Origin of the sequence: Pseudomonas sp. VD-NE ins, assembly GCF_031882575.1 — a bacterium.
Classification (GTDB): Bacteria; Pseudomonadota; Gammaproteobacteria; order Pseudomonadales; family Pseudomonadaceae; genus Aquipseudomonas; species Aquipseudomonas fluorescens_BZ.
On record NZ_CP134772.1, the window covers coordinates 6,539,840 to 6,554,054 of the forward strand.

Sequence of the window (14,215 nt, forward strand, 5' to 3'; positions counted from 1 at the left end):
TCTCTCCGGCACCATGGTGACGTACCTTGATGGTGAACATTATCTGACCCTGCAGCCCGATCGGCCGGCAGCCGTGCAGCTACCGGTAAAGATCAGCGCCATCGGCAAGCTGCTCAATGAACTGGCACCGGTGTTGTTCATCGCCTACAAGGAACAACACGTCAACTACTGGGACGATTTCACCTACCCGGGACAGCCACGCTGGCAGCAGTTGTCGCAAGCCTTGCGCAACCTGTGGAACCTCGACGCGAATACTCAGTGGGATGCCGACCAGCGCGCCATGGTCGCGGCGGTTTACAAGCATCCAGACAAACACGAGCGCCTGCCCGCCGACAAATACAAGACACGGGCCTGCCTGATTGACATCGACCGGGACGACGGTGACGCAGAGAGCCACGTGATCCTGCTCGACACTGCGGTGCTTATCGGCACCGACGACAAGCGCACGCTGATCATGACCCACTCGGTAATCTCGGGTTTCGAAAGCTTCGAATCGTTGGAAAAACTCGGAGAAGCCCTGCCGCGTCGTTACTGGAAAGGCGCCTCCAGTGCCGGGTTGAAATGGCGACTGGTCGAACCGCAGGGCAATTTCTTTGACTATCAGGCCTGCACACTGATCGCTCTGGAAGCCGACGCCCTCGGTGACATCAATTTTTTTCAAGGTTCCAGCTCTCGCGAACTTTACCCGCACACCGGGACTTTCGGCGATCCTCGCGAACCGACACCACGCCTCAAACCTCATATCGAGAATCTGCGTCCGATGCTGCCCCCCTGGCTCGATAGCGCGGCCCCTGCCGATCAAACCCGTTTCAGCCGGCACCTGCTGGATCTGGCAACCGTGCAGCATTCGAACAACGGAAAAACCTTCCAGAGCGAAGTTGTCGATCTGCAAACGTTCACCCGTGATGCCTTGCAAAAGGAAATGCTCAAGGATCATCCAACGGCCGGCGAGGTGAAGATCGATAACATCGAAATCAGCACCACCAGCTTGGTGGTGTGGGGCACGTTCGTATTGCCGGGCAATACCCAGACGCTGACACTCTCGCTGATCGAACTTGCCCTGCAGAACCTCGCGGGACAGCCAATAGGCAATAAAACCGTACGTTACAAGGATGGCAGCGAGTTGCCGGAATGGATGAGCGCAAGCTACCTGGAACAATTGGTGAGCCGCGTCAATATCGGCAAGACTTATCCGGCGCACCTGCAAAACCTGCTGGTCGACGACAGCGAGCAAGCAGCGCGGCTTCAAGAGCTCTACACCAGTCAGTTGCCCATCGAACTGCCGCTGCTGGCGCTGCAACACAAAATTCAAGGCAAGGCCGGCATCACTGAGCAGGGTTACCGATATGTCGTCGCCGCACTGGCCAACACCAGTGATGAACGTTATGTCGATCGCGAGGAAATCGTCATTCGCCCACTGGCATTCGTTGCCCATCGCACCCGTTCAACGGCGGACACCGTCAATAACATGTTTGTCATCGGTCCGCGCGAAGTGGATAAAGGACCGTGCCTCCTGTATCGGCCACTGTTCGAAATGGCGCTGATGCAGTTTCCCTCCCATGCCAACTTGCTGTACGAGATCCAGCATTCCCGGAGTTTGCGTGAATCGGTGCTGGCCTGGTTGCCAGACGATGTGCGCTTCAACTACAGCCAGTTCGTGTTCACCGCCAGACTGCCTTCGATATGGACGATCCCGCAATTGCTGGTCAACCCTGCGACTGCCCTCGACATGTCCGGCGTGGTCGCATTGGGTACTGCGACGATCGATCACTTTGTGCTTTCAACACTGCATGAGAGCAATGTCCAGGCTGTCCTCATGCAAGCCGATCGCCAGTCGGTCTCCGATGCAGAGGCTTGCTGGGCAACGCTTAAACACGGCGGCTGGCTGATCTTCAACGCGGCCCTGCCATTCCTGGGGCGCAGCGTCGGTACAGCGGCGTGGATCTGGCAGATCATGGACGATCTGCAGGAGGTCAGTGATGTGGCCAACGAGCAATCCGGCAAGACGGCCTGGGCAGCGATTGCCGACATCCTTCTGGCATTGGGCATGGTGCTCGCCCATCGGGCGGTACTGGGTGACAAGCCGCACCGCGAATCGATCAACATTCAAGAACTCCCGCAGATCAAAACCAGCGAACGCGTCGTCGGCAACCCGTTGCAGTTACCGGACGTCTCCAGCAGCGCACTGCCCGCTGCTCACGAGATGTCGGTCAATCCTTTTGCCGCACTGAAACGATCTCCAGTCGCGCTGGCAGCGTTGCTCGACAGCTTTCAGGTTGCCAAACCAACAGGAATAGGCGATGTCGCCAACGAGGGTTCACACCGGTATCTCTATCCTCGCCAGAAACAATGGTACGCCCCCGTGGGCAGCCGCTGGTTCGAAGTCACCCTCAACGAACACGAAGAAGTCCAGATCATCGACTCCCGCCAGCAGCCGCCGCTTAAAGGCCCGACGCTGGCGCGCACCGCTGGGGGGCAATGGGTGATCGACCTTCGCTTGCGCCTGCGCGGTGGCGGACCAGACAGCGCCCTCAAGAAGATTCAGGACTTCAACAAGATGAGCGTGAGAAAACTGACCGCCAAAATCAGTGCTTTTGACACGACGATGCAAGCCAAGCAGACCCAGCGCAACGCAGACCACGCAGCGTTTGAAGGCTCGCCTGCGCCAGACCGTGCAAAAGCACGCGAGAAGTATCTGGCGACGCTCGATTCACAGCACAAGGCGTATGGCACGAGCATCGAACAGATCAGGGCTTTGAATCACAAAGAGCCCATACCCAACTACCGGATCGTTATGACTGAGCGCCTGGAGATGCAGTTGTTTCTCGGCCAGGAGTGCCTTGCTGAACACTCCACGGAACTTCAAGACAACCTGAAGACGATACAGACAATGCTTGCCAATGAAGCCGGCTTCGCCGCCGAGACGTTTGTTCAGACGTTCGAAAAAATGACCGATCTGACCCAGGCCATCATTGAAAAAATGGAATCGGCCGAGAGTCGTTTTAAAGAACTGACCCGGTTGGGACAAGAGGCTGGCGGAGTTATTCACAAGTATCGCAAGATGTTGCCTGGCTATGATCTCAATGACCTCAAGCTACTGCAGATCAGTCTCGGCCAGGAGATCTGCCTCAAGACCGGTGAGACGACAACTGACGCTAGCGCCTATCAGAGACTTTCCACCCTCATCGAAGATGCTGCGTTGAATATCCAGAGCACGCTGAATCTGACCGCCGACGAAAGTTTGGCCAACCTGCGCGAACGCACGGATACATTGAACAGTGTGACCGAACAATTTACCGCAATCGACCAGCGCTTTGGCGATCTGCTCATCGACTATCCCGAGCAGATCGACAAGCCGCGATTCGAACTCGTGCGTAGTCGGGTGATTGCCTTCAAGGCCCCTGCGGACAAGGCTCTGGCCGATTTGCTGCGCTACAAGCACTTGCTGGCACCGGTGCCAGGACCTTCCCGGCCGGCATCCACATCAACGACACGCCGGATCATCAAGACCAAGTCCAGAGGCACGCTGGTCGGTGTGCGTAAAAAGAGCATCGAGGGCCTCGATACCGACCAGGTGGAAGTACGTACCAACCTGACAGGCGTGATTGCCACATTCCAGGAAGAATCACCCGGCGTGTGGGTCGAACAGCGCGCGCCAAAACCAAAACCAAAACCGCCCAAGACCAGTCCCAACCTGAAGAAAAGTATTCTTGAAGGTCAGGCGCTGATCGACGGTCTCGCCGCCTTCCACAGGCGTATCGAGGCCCAAATCAAACTAGGGCCGCGGATTCCTGTTGCGATCGAAGAGGATTATCACCGGCATGCAGCCATTTTGCGTAAAGCCAACGCCGCAATCGATGAAGCATTGACCGCCAGCAATCTGACCGCTGATCTCAAGAAACCGACCGAAGAGCTCGGCCATAAGCTTGATGAGACCGCAAAAGCGCTTGTCAAAAAAGGCACCAGTACGCGCATCAGACTGGTCAAGCAACAACCCCCGACGGCGGCAGGGGTTCAGTGGCTGAAGGACGAGGGTGAAGTGACGATTTCACAAACCGTGACCCGACACCCACTCAAAAGTCACGCCAATGATTTTCTCGACGAATACAAAATAAGCGACGCCCACACTGGCGAGCCGCTGTGTTACGCACATTTCCATTACAGCAGCGTGGAGGCACCCGTCGCTCCGTTCCCCCCCGGCCACATGAAAACCGTGGCGCAGCAGTATATGAGAGGCGCCTATGAGCCACGCCATCTCAGCGATCAGGCACTGATCGCGATCCACCGCAGCTACATTTCCGACAAGTCTGCACGGGCGTTGTTTGTCACAACTGCCACGCCTGTCGCAGCCGAATCAGCGCCGCTTTGATCGCCGGCTCAGGTACGGCAGCGAAGCCCAGCACCAAGCCGGCACGCCGGTCCAGCGGCACAGTGGAATCAGGCAGCCAGTAACTGCTCAAGCCGTTGATCTCCACGCCCACGCGGGTGGCCTGTTCGATCAGTTGCCGCTCGCGCTCGATGCTGTCGACGGTCACCGTCAAATGCAGTCCGGCGGAAACGGCGGGTAAATCGCCCACACCGGCAATAGCTGCCGGCCATCCGTCGAGCAAGGTATTGCGGCGACTCAGCGCGGCACGGCGCATGCGTCGGATATGCCGCTGGAAATGCCCGGCCGCCATGAACTCAGCCATCACCGCCTGGGTACTCACCTCGGAATGCCGGACATCCACCGCCCGGCGTTGCGAGAAGGCATCGACCAGCGCCGGGGGCAGCACCAGATAACCAAGGCGCAATGCCGGGAACGCAACCTTGCCGAAGGTGCCGACATACAGCACTCGCCCCTGTCGATCGAGTGCTGCCAACGGTGCCAGCGGCGCACCGGTGTAGCGGTATTCGCCATCGTAGTCATCCTCGACGATCCAGCCTTGGTTGCGCTCGGCCCAGGCGAGCAGTTCGAGGCGTCGGGCAAGGCTCATCACCACGCCGGTCGGGTATTGATGAGACGGCGTCACATAGGCCACCCGACAATCGCCGGTGGCTGACAACGCCGAGCAATCCATGCCCTCTTCGTCCACGGCAATGCCGTGCAAACGAGCGCCCGCCACCGCGAACGCATGACCGGCCGCGCGGTAGCCCGGATTCTCGATCGCCACGCCATCGCCCGGCTCTACCAGCAACTGTGCACAAAGGCTGATTCCTTGCTGCGCGCCGCTGGTGATCACTATTTGTTCAGGCGAGCACTGCATGCCGCGCGAACTGCGCAGATAGGCGGCGATCATTGCACGCAGACGCGCATCGCCGGACGGATCGCCATAGCACAGTTGCTCCAGATCCGGTTTGCGCCAGAAAGCCGCATTCAGCTTGGCCCACACCTCAAACGGGAACAGATCAAACGCCGGAACCCCGACCCGAAAGGCACGCGGCGGGCCACTCGGTGGCTTGGACAAATGGTTGTTTTCAATGCGCGAAAAACCACCGCTGTGGATAACTTTACTGGATGGAATCACAGGCAAATCCAGCCAATTTGTGGATAAGGCTGTGGGTAAGCCTGTTGAAAACCCTGTGGATACTTTTGTGGATAATTTTTTCGCAGAGCTCGCTACCGGCATCAATTGTGCGACGTAGGTGCCATCCCCTACCCGCCCTTCGATAAAGCCTTCGGCATACAGTTGATCGTAGGCGCGCACCACGCTGTTGCGGGAAATGCCCAACGCCGTTGCCAGATCGCGACTGGCCGGTAACCGCGTACCACTCGCCAGCCTTCCATCCAGTACCCGCAGGCGCAACGCCTGATAGAGCTGACTACTCAAACCCTGACGGCGATCAAGCTCGATACCCGCAGGGTTGAAGGGCATGGATAACGTCGGCGAATCGGGCATGGCAATGGACCTATGAAATTGGTCATCAATGGCTCTTACAACAGACCAATAGCCTGCCTACGATGCAGGCATTCGCCAAGGAAAATCTGTCCATGTACACGCCACGCGCCTTTGCCATCGAAGAGTTGTCCCAACTGCACGAACTGATTCTCGCCACCCGCCTCGCCATTCTGGTGACCCACGGCGAAAACGGTCTGCAAGCCAGTCATGTGCCAGTGCTGCTGCATTGTGAACAAGGCGAGTACGGCACGCTGTACGGGCACTTGGCGCGCGCCAATCCACAATGGAAAGACCTGCGCGACGGCGCCGAAGCCATGCTGATTTTTGCCGGTGCCGACGCCTACGTCAGCCCGGGCTTTTACCCGAGCAAGGCCGAACACGGCAAAGTCGTGCCGACCTGGAACTACATCGCCGTGCATGCCTATGGCCACGCCGAAACCTTCAGCGATGGCGGGCGCCTGCTCGACATCGTCAGCACCCTCACTGACCGTCATGAATCCGGCCGCGCCCAGCCGTGGTCAGTCGAGGACGCGCCCGCCGATTACATCGACGGCATGCTCAAAGCGATTGTCGGTTTCGCCATTCCCATCGACCGCCTCGAAGGCAAGCGCAAACTCAGCCAGAACCGCAGCGCCGAAGACATTGCCGGCGTGCGCGAAGGCCTGGCGGCCAGCCCCGAGATCAACGATCAAACCCTCGCCCGATTGATGCGCTAAGGAAATCACCATGAGTCAGATCGACATTCGCCCGGTCAGCGCGGACGACCACGCCGCGTGGCTGCCGCTGTGGCAGGCTTACCTGCAGTTCTACAACACCGAACTGCCAGACGCTGTAACCGACAGCACCTGGCAGCGCTTTCTGGACCCGGGCGAGCCAACCCACGCAGCATTGGCGTGGGCCGACGGTAAAGCCGTGGGCATGGTGCATTACATCTACCATCGCTCGAACTGGAGCATCGAAAACTCCTGCTACCTTCAAGACCTGCTGGTGATACCCGAAACCCGCGGCACCGGCGTCGGCCGCCTGTTGATCGAACACGTTTACGCCACGGCCAAGGCTGACGGCTGCTGCAAAGTGCACTGGCTGACCCACGAAACCAACGCCACCGCGATCCAGCTCTACGAGCGCATCGCCGAACGCCCCGGCTTCATCCAGTTTCGCAAAGCCCTTTAAGGAGACGCACGCATGACCGCTTCACTCGCTGACTGGAAAGGCGTCGCCGCCCCCACCGCCACGTTGCTTGAAGGGCGTTTTATTCGCTTGGAAAGACTCGACCCGGCGCGCCACGGTGACCAGCTGTTCGCCGCACTCGAAGGCCCCGGTGCCGACCCGAAACTCTGGGATTACTTGCCCTACGGCCCGTTCCCGGAACGCAGCGTTTTCGACGCTTGGCTGAACAACCACGCGGCCGCCAGCGACCCGTATTTCTTCAGCGTCGTTGATCGCGCCAGCGGTCAGGTACAAGGCCTCCTCAGCCTGATGTCGATTGTCCCGGCCCAGGGCCGTATCGAAATCGGCCACGTCACCTTCGGCGCGCCAATGCAGCGTTCGCCGAGAAGCACCGAAGCGGTGTACCTGCTGGCCAAACACTCCTTCGACCTCGGCTACCGCCGCCTCGAATGGAAATGCAACAACGGCAACGCCCGCTCCAAATACGCCGCCGAGCGTCTGGGTTTCAGTTTTGAGGGTGTGTTTCGCCAGCACATGGTGGTCAAGGGGCAGAACCGCGACACCGCGTGGTACTCGATTCTGGATGGCGAGTGGCCGGCGATTGCGGCAGGTTTCGAGCGGTGGCTGTCCGATGAAAATCAGACGCCCGACGGGCAGGTGAAAGGGTTGGTCGAGTGCCGTTCCTGATTATGTAAAAAGCAAAAGATCGCAGCCTTCGGCAGCTACAAGGTGAACATCAATCCCATGTAGGAGCTGCCGCAGGCTGCGATCTTCTGATCTGTTGTTCACCCCAGCTTTTGCGCAAGCACCGCAATGTGCTCCGGCCCGATCCCGCAGCAACCGCCCAAATGGCTGGCACCGCGCTGCTGCCAATCAATCGCCCAGTGCAAGTAACCCGGCGGATCCAGATCCTCGCGTAGCGGATCGAGTCCATCATTGGCCGTGGCTTCTTTTGGCTGCGGCGGAAACGCGTTGGCGTAAGCACCAATGTTTATCGTCACCCCCAGACGCTCGAAGGTTTCACGCGCGGCATCAATCGCGGCACCGATCACTTCTGGCTGACTGCAATTGAACAACAACGTCTCGACGCCCAATTCAGCCGCCACCGCCGCGGCTTCGGCGACTGGCTCACCAGAGCGCAGGCGCGGCACTTCATCGGTGTCTTCGTCCTTCAAGGTGAACGACAACCAGAACGGTTTGCCATCCTTCGGCAATCCGGCGTGAATGGCTCGCGCCTCGACGATCGAACTCTGGGTTTCCGCCAGCCACAGATCAACGTGCGGTGCCAGGCCATTGACCAAGGGCGCCAGCAACTCGGTCACTCGGTCGGCGTTGAACAGATCCGGACGATAGGAGCCAAACAGCGGCGGCAATGAACCGGCCACCCGCACGGATTTCCCCGAGGCCTGCACCGCACGCCGCGCCAGCTCACCGGCCAACGCGGCCAGCGCCTGCCCTTCGGCGGCGAAACGTTCTTCGCCAATATGGAACGGCACCACGGCGTAACTGTTGGTGGTAATCACGTTGGCGCCACTGGCGATATAAGCGGCATGTACCCCCTCAACCGCTTGCGGCGCCTCGCTTAGCGCCAGTGCCGACCACTCCGGCTGACGAAATGGCGCCCCGGCGCGCTGCAACTCACGGCCCATGCCGCCATCGAGAATAATCGTGCTGCCTGCGCCCATATGCTTTTCACTCATATGCTTATGAAAATAACTCACTATCAGAGTCGTTCTTATAACTATTTAATACGCACCATTCCGTTAAAAACAACCTCTTTTTTACCCAGGGATCGACTGTGAAATTTAAACCGCTACTGGCCCTGGGCCTGACGATTCTGGCCGCTTCCACTCAAGCCTTTGCTGGCGCCACGCTGGATCGTATCGAGCAGAAGAAAGAGCTGGTCGGCGTGCTGATGGAAAGCTATCCACCGTTCTCGTTTCTCAATGATCAGAACCAACTCGATGGCTTCGACGTGGACGTCGCCAAAGCCGTAGCTGACAAGTTGGGCGTCAAGCTACGCCTGGAAACGCCGTCCTGGGACGTCATTGCCGCCGGCCGCTGGAGCGGGCGTTACGATATCTGCATCTGCTCAATGACGCCGAGCAAGGCCCGCGCCGAAGTATTCGACTTTCCGGTCGAGTACTACGCCTCACCCGCCGTGATCGTGGTCAACGCCAAGGATGAGCGGATTCACGCTGCCAAGGATCTGAGTGGCAAAAAAGTCGGCCTCACCAGCGCGTCCAGTTACGAAAGTTATCTGAACAAAAACCTGGTCATTGAAGGCGCCGAAGACACGCAGTTGCAGTACCCGTTCGACGACGTGCAGATCGCGCCGTACGATACCGACAACGTCGCCTTCCAGGACTTGGGGCTAGGCGCTGGCGTGCGCCTGGATGCGATCCTCACCAACCTCGTTACCGCGCAGCCACGCCTGAACCAAGACAAACGCTTCAAACTGGCCGGCGCGCCGCTGTACTCGGAGCCGAACTCGGTGGCCATCGAAAAGGGTGATGCGCAATGGGACGCCAAGGTGCGTGAAGTTTTTGCGCAACTGAAACAGGACGGCACCCTGAGCAAGCTGTCGCAAAAATGGATCGGCGCTGATATCAGCCAATGACTTCTTTCCCGACACCGCCACAGCCACCAAAACCGGTGGCTGAATCACGCCTGCAACGCCTGTTCGGTTTTCGAACGCGGCTGTACCTGACATGGGCAGCGCTGTTCTGCCTGTTCGCCGGGTTCTTCCTGAGCTTCGACCTGAAGTTCTCGATCATCCTCGACAAACTGCCCAATCTGGTCGGCCTGCACCTGGCGCCCAACGGCTTTTTGCAGGGCGCGGCGCTGACGCTTTTCCTCTGTGTATGCTCAATTGTCGCCTCGTCCCTGCTGGGCTTCATCACGGCATTGGCACGCCTGTCGAAAAGCGCCGTGGCGTTCGGCATCGCCAGTTTTTACACCTCGTTCTTTCGCGGCACGCCACTGCTCATTCAGATCCTGTTGATCTACCTGGGCTTGCCGCAACTGGGCATCGTGCCTGGCGCGATCGTCGCGGGCATCATTGCCTTGTCGCTGAACTACGGCGCCTATCTCAGCGAAATCTTTCGCGCCGGCATCCTCGGTGTCGACCACGGCCAACGCGAAGCTTCGCTGGCACTGGGTATGCGCGAGACCGTGATTTTCTGGCGCATTACCCTGCCGCAGGCCATGCGCACGATCATCCCGCCCACGACCAACCAGTTCATTTCGATGCTCAAGGACTCGTCGCTGATTTCGGTGATGGGCGTCTGGGAAGTGATGTTTCTCGCCCAGTCCTATGGGCGCTCAAGCTACCGTTACATCGAAATGCTGACGACGGCGGCGATCATTTACTGGTTGATGTCGATTGGCCTGGAGTTGATTCAGGCGCGCATGGAGCGGCATTACGGTAAGGCTTACGTGCGGCGGAGCTAGGACGACCGGCACATTGCGGGCTGCGTCAGGTTTTAATGGGGCTCTCGGCGTACCCGCACAACGCCCATTTTCAGGCCAAACAATCGGAATATTGAGTCCAACGACCTCAACGTCTGATTACCCTCAGCGTGCTCTATGTGTATCAACGTGCGGACCGAAATTTTGCACATCTTAGCGAATTGGATTTGATGCAGCCCTGTCACCTCAACTCGTAAACGGCGGACGGCTTCGCTGATTTCCAATGTCCCGTCGGCCAACGCCTCTTGAATGCTTTCGATGAGCGCCATGCGTTCGAGAACTGTCATTACCATTTTCCTCTCCAATCTTCGAGCGCCGCATAAGGCTCAATAAACATTAATGGCGCGGGGATTCATTGATGTGAGTGCTTCGGCGTTTGAATCAAAACTTACTGCACCTAATGAGAGGAGCAGGCAAAAAAACTGCAACAAAATGCAGAAATTAATATATTTCAGCGCTGAAGATGCAAAACAATGCAGATCAGCCACCGACATCATTCTGTAAAAACCCTTCGCTATACAGGACGGCCCGCTTATAACAAAAAGGCCGTCCGACCATGCCGTTCCCGCCCCAACGTCTGTCTCTCGCCATCGCCCTGTTGATCGCCGCCACGGCAGCCCACGGCAAAACCGTGCAGATCGACACCGCCACCACTGCAGCACAAACGCTGGGTGGCAGCGACACGTTGACGATTTCCGCGCCGGGCAGCATCACCAATAGCGACAAGGCCGTGAGCCTGAAAGACAAGACCAGTGGTGCGGGTGTGGTGATCGATAACGCCGGCAAAATCGTTTCCAGCGGTGGCCGGGCCATCGACAGCAGCGGCGACCTGAGCCAGGCACGCAACTACACAATCTATAACCGCAGCGGTGGGCAGATTCTCGGCGCCAACGACGCCTTGCGCATCGACAGCAATTTCGTCAGCGGCAGTTTGGTGATCGATAACAGCGGCGTGATTCGCTCCACCACCGGCCAGGGTCTGGACCTCGATGCGCTGCGCAGTGATGGTGTGAAGACCACCATTATCAACCGCGCCGGCGGGCTGATTCGCGGCGACGCCAGCGACGGCATGAAGACCGGCGCCAACGCGAGCATTACCAACTACGGCGAGATTTCCACCGGCGATTCGCACAATGCCGACGAGAAATTCGACGGCATCGATATCGACTCGGCGAGTGGCGTCAGCGTGACCAACTACGGGGTGATTTCCGGCGGCCGCCATGGCATCACCACCGATCTTGGCGCGACGCTGATCAACTACGGGCAGATCACCGGCCGCAATGGTTCCGGCTTCGGTTCCGACGGCGATGGCACGGTGATCAACCACGGCACCATCACCGGCGCTTACTCAGGCTTGCAAGCGAACGGTGACGGCGACGGCGTGGACATCGACAAGATCGCCCATATCGAAAACTACGGGATCATTCAGGGCGTCGGTGCCGGCGGTGTGGACAAGGGCGGTTTCGCCAATGGCAGCGAGGGTATCGCGTTGGGTGGCGGTTACATCCTCAACGCCAGCAACGCTTTGATCAGCGGTGCCGACAGCGCCATTCTGGTCGACGATGGCAGCGGCGGCTCGGGACTGGCGGCGACCACACTGGAAAACTTCGGCACCATCCAAGGCCTCAACGGTTTCGGCGTGAAGTTCGTCGGTGAATTCACCGACAACGTCATCAACGGCGGCACGATCAGCGGCAGCAATGGCCTGGCGCTGGATCTGGGCGGTGGCAACGACAGCCTGACCTTGCGCAACGGCAGTCGCTTTGTCGGCGTGGTGGATGGCGGCAGTGGTTACGACCGGGTGATGATGGATGACACGGCCGGTGGCAGCTTCGGCGCCAGTCGCAACTTCGAATGGCTGGAGGTCAAGCAAGGTGCGTGGACACTCACAGGCAGCGGCGACTTCAGCGACGGCGGTGCCGTGCGCAACGGCGCAACACTGGTCAACCAGGGCGGTATTGCTGGCAACCTGACCATCGACGCCGGCGGTGTGTATGCCGGTGGCGGTTCGGTGGGTAGCCTCAACGTCAACGGCACCTTGCGCACCGACACCCGCCTCGGTCGCGCAACCATCGTTCGTGATTTGAACATGGGCAGCGCAGCCACCCTCGCCTACGGCGTCAATGCCGATGGCAGCAGCGCGCCCGTACAAGTCGGCGGCATCGCCAATCTCAACGGCGCAACGCTCGCAATCAACCCCGGCAGCGGCACCTATCCCTGGCAGAGCCACTACACCGTTCTGCAAGCGGCACAGGTCAACGGCACTTTCGGCACAGTCAGCAGCGACTATGCGTTTCTGACGCCGACCCTCGCCTACACACCCACCCAAGTCGACCTGACCTACACCCGCAATGACGTGGCGTTCAATGAGTTCGCCGCGACCGGTAACGCCAGCAACGCCGCCAACAGCCTGGCCTCGATGAGCAAGAACAATGCGCTGTACAACGCCTTGCTCAATACCAGCCAAAGCACGGCTGGCGCGGCGATCGAGCAACTGGCCGGCGCCAGCAACGCCAACCTCAGCAGCGCCACCCTCGGCGCCAGCAGTCAGGTCGGCAGCAGCATGCTCTCGGCGATGCAGCAAATGGGCGGCAGCCCGGGACTGATGGTTGGCCTCGATCAGCGCGACACACCGGTACTGGCGGCCAATGGCGTGCCGTCCGAGGCGCGCAATCTGAATGATCCGAACGCTCGCGGCCGGCTCTGGCTGCAAGGCATCGGCGGCTACGGCAAACTCGATGGCGAACACGGCAGCAGTGGTCTCGAACAACGCACCAAGGGCAGCGTGCTGGGCGCCGACTGGTCACTGAATCCGGCATGGCGCCTGGGTGTACTGGGCGGCTATTCAAAAACCGATCTGGATGCGACCGGCGTCGACGGCAACGTCGAGAGCTGGCATGCCGGCGTCTACGCGTTGCACCAGAACGGCCCGATCGCTTTGCGCCTCGGCGCGGCGTACAGCGGTCATCAGGGCGAGAGCAAACGCACCATCGCCTTCAATGGTTTCAGCGACCGCCCGAAAGGCGATTACGACGCCGACAGCCAGCAAGCCTTCGCCGAACTCGGCTACGCCATGGGCAGTGGCCGGCTCAGCGCCGAGCCGTTTGCCAGCCTCGGCTATCAGCGCTACCACCGCGATAGCTATCAGGAAAAAGGTGGCGCTGCCGCGCTGCAAGTCGACAGCCAGACCCAAGACAATTTCAGCAGCACCTTCGGCCTGCGCCTGGCGCACTTGAGCAGTCTCGACAACGGCATGAGCGTGACACCGCGCGTGGCCGCTGGCTGGAAACACACCTATGGCGATGTCGGCAGCTCGACGCGTCAGGCGTTTGTGACTGGTGGCACGGCGTTCAGTGTCGATGGCAGCTCGCTGGATCGTGACAGCCTGGTGCTGGAGGCCGGGCTGGATGTGGGAATCTCGGCGCGGCATACCTTGGGTGTGGGATACAGCGGCGAGATCGGCAGCAACAGTCGTAATCACGGGCTGATCGGTCAGTGGCAGATGAGTTTTTGAGGTTGAACAGACGGCGGGGTCTTGTTTGGTTGTAGGAAAAGGGGCCGCTGCAGCCGAGTAAAAGGCTTGGTTGCGGATCTGAGGGTCATTTTCTACAAAACGATGCGATGTCGCCTGCAAGCCTGCGGGAAGCAGCCGACATCGGATTTTTTGGGGCATCAATAGAGTTGGGTCTCCTTTC

At 59.3% G+C, this 14,215-nt stretch carries 10 protein-coding genes; 7 read left to right on the plus strand and 3 right to left on the minus strand.

Annotated elements, in window-relative coordinates; genetic code table 11:
- The first annotated feature begins 223 nt into the window (after nt 1-223).
- Nucleotides 224-4,369: a dermonecrotic toxin domain-containing protein gene (locus tag RMV17_RS29350; RefSeq protein WP_311884437.1), complete on the plus strand. Its 4,146-nt coding sequence runs from the start codon at nt 224-226 to the stop codon at nt 4,367-4,369.
- Here RMV17_RS29350 and RMV17_RS29355 read toward each other — a convergent pair.
- Nucleotides 4,326-5,879: a PLP-dependent aminotransferase family protein gene (locus tag RMV17_RS29355; protein WP_311884439.1), complete on the minus strand. Its 1,554-nt coding sequence runs from the start codon at nt 5,877-5,879 to the stop codon at nt 4,326-4,328. The genes RMV17_RS29350 and RMV17_RS29355 overlap by 44 nt on opposite strands.
- 92 nt (nt 5,880-5,971) lie before the next feature.
- Here RMV17_RS29355 and RMV17_RS29360 point away from each other — a divergent pair, with 92 nt between their 5' ends.
- From RMV17_RS29360 to RMV17_RS29370, 3 genes are read left to right on the plus strand one after another with little or no spacing between them, the layout of a single operon-like run.
- Nucleotides 5,972-6,595, plus strand: coding sequence for an FMN-binding negative transcriptional regulator (locus RMV17_RS29360; protein ID WP_311884441.1), 624 nt, complete (start codon nt 5,972-5,974; stop codon nt 6,593-6,595).
- 10 nt (nt 6,596-6,605) lie between these two features.
- Nucleotides 6,606-7,052 (plus strand): GNAT family N-acetyltransferase, encoded by a 447-nt coding sequence (locus RMV17_RS29365; protein WP_034152121.1) that lies wholly within the window; start codon nt 6,606-6,608, stop codon nt 7,050-7,052.
- 12 nt (nt 7,053-7,064) lie between these two features.
- Entirely contained in the window at nt 7,065-7,736 is a 672-nt protein-coding gene (locus RMV17_RS29370; RefSeq protein WP_311884444.1) for a GNAT family protein, read from the plus strand.
- A gap of 98 nt (nt 7,737-7,834) precedes the next feature.
- On the opposite strand, the gene RMV17_RS29375 is transcribed toward RMV17_RS29370, so the two are convergent.
- Nucleotides 7,835-8,734 carry a homocysteine S-methyltransferase family protein gene (locus RMV17_RS29375; RefSeq protein ID WP_311884447.1) on the minus strand — a complete coding sequence of 300 codons (900 nt, stop codon included), beginning with the start codon at nt 8,732-8,734 and terminating at the stop codon, nt 7,835-7,837.
- Nucleotides 8,735-8,847: 113 nt separating this feature from the next.
- On the opposite strand from RMV17_RS29375, the gene RMV17_RS29380 reads away from it, so the two are divergent.
- Both RMV17_RS29380 and RMV17_RS29385 read left to right on the plus strand, forming a co-directional pair.
- A complete protein-coding gene (locus tag RMV17_RS29380) occupies nt 8,848-9,669 on the plus strand; it encodes an ABC transporter substrate-binding protein (protein ID WP_311884449.1) in 822 nt (273 codons plus the stop codon).
- Nucleotides 9,666-10,502 (plus strand): amino acid ABC transporter permease, encoded by an 837-nt coding sequence (locus RMV17_RS29385; RefSeq protein ID WP_311884451.1) that lies wholly within the window; start codon nt 9,666-9,668, stop codon nt 10,500-10,502. Before RMV17_RS29380 ends, RMV17_RS29385 begins: the two co-directional genes overlap by 4 nt.
- Before the next feature lie 32 nt (nt 10,503-10,534).
- Here the strand turns inward: RMV17_RS29385 and RMV17_RS29390 are convergent, their stop codons facing one another.
- Complete coding sequence (locus tag RMV17_RS29390) at nt 10,535-10,813, minus strand: helix-turn-helix domain-containing protein (protein WP_007912084.1); 279 nt, start codon at nt 10,811-10,813, stop codon at nt 10,535-10,537.
- 263 nt (nt 10,814-11,076) lie between these two features.
- Here RMV17_RS29390 and RMV17_RS29395 point away from each other — a divergent pair, with 263 nt between their 5' ends.
- A complete protein-coding gene (locus RMV17_RS29395; protein ID WP_311884454.1) occupies nt 11,077-14,034 on the plus strand; it encodes an autotransporter domain-containing protein in 2,958 nt (985 codons plus the stop codon).
- Nucleotides 14,035-14,215: the final 181 nt, after the last annotated feature.

What these genes read in the sequence shown, in the direction of transcription:
- RMV17_RS29355 (WP_311884439.1), bottom strand. Translation starts at nt 5,879, where the DNA reads ATGCCCGATTCGCCGACGTTATCCATGCCCTTCAACCCTGCGGGTATC.
- RMV17_RS29360 (WP_311884441.1), top strand. Translation starts at nt 5,972, where the DNA reads ATGTACACGCCACGCGCCTTTGCCATCGAAGAGTTGTCCCAACTGCAC.
- RMV17_RS29365 (WP_034152121.1), top strand. Translation starts at nt 6,606, where the DNA reads ATGAGTCAGATCGACATTCGCCCGGTCAGCGCGGACGACCACGCCGCG.
- RMV17_RS29370 (WP_311884444.1), top strand. Translation starts at nt 7,065, where the DNA reads ATGACCGCTTCACTCGCTGACTGGAAAGGCGTCGCCGCCCCCACCGCC.
- RMV17_RS29375 (WP_311884447.1), bottom strand. Translation starts at nt 8,734, where the DNA reads ATGGGCGCAGGCAGCACGATTATTCTCGATGGCGGCATGGGCCGTGAG.
- RMV17_RS29385 (WP_311884451.1), top strand. Translation starts at nt 9,666, where the DNA reads ATGACTTCTTTCCCGACACCGCCACAGCCACCAAAACCGGTGGCTGAA.
- RMV17_RS29390 (WP_007912084.1), bottom strand. Translation starts at nt 10,813, where the DNA reads ATGGTAATGACAGTTCTCGAACGCATGGCGCTCATCGAAAGCATTCAA.
- RMV17_RS29395 (WP_311884454.1), top strand. Translation starts at nt 11,077, where the DNA reads ATGCCGTTCCCGCCCCAACGTCTGTCTCTCGCCATCGCCCTGTTGATC.